This is a genomic window from Halomonas sp. ND22Bw (genome assembly GCF_003011945.1).
Lineage (GTDB): Bacteria > Pseudomonadota > Gammaproteobacteria > Pseudomonadales > Halomonadaceae > Halomonas > Halomonas halophila.
Map to the genome: position 1 here is coordinate 1 of NZ_PXWD01001647.1, position 241 is coordinate 241.

Genomic DNA, 241 nt, shown 5'->3' on the forward strand with positions numbered 1-241 from the left:
CGGGGCGGCCACCGTCAGCCAGCCGGCCAGGGCCGCCAGGGGCCAGACTACAAGCATACGCTCGCGATCCATCAGCCGTAACGGACGGATATGGCCGGACACCGCCAGCAGCGGCAGAAGCAGGGCGATCAGCGAGGCGAAGATCACGCCCACGCTGGCCGCCTTCAGGTTCATGGCCGCCACGATGATCCAGAAGCCGATGCCGAAGAAGGCGACGGCGGACGGCAGGCCCATCCGGCCC

At 69.3% G+C, this 241-nt stretch carries 1 protein-coding gene; it reads right to left on the reverse strand.

Annotation, left to right across the window (positions count from 1 at the left end; genetic code table 11):
• Positions 1–241, reverse strand: a 241-nt coding sequence (locus CVH10_RS23850; RefSeq protein ID WP_219925090.1) for a hypothetical protein, incomplete at both ends; no start/stop codon positions are given.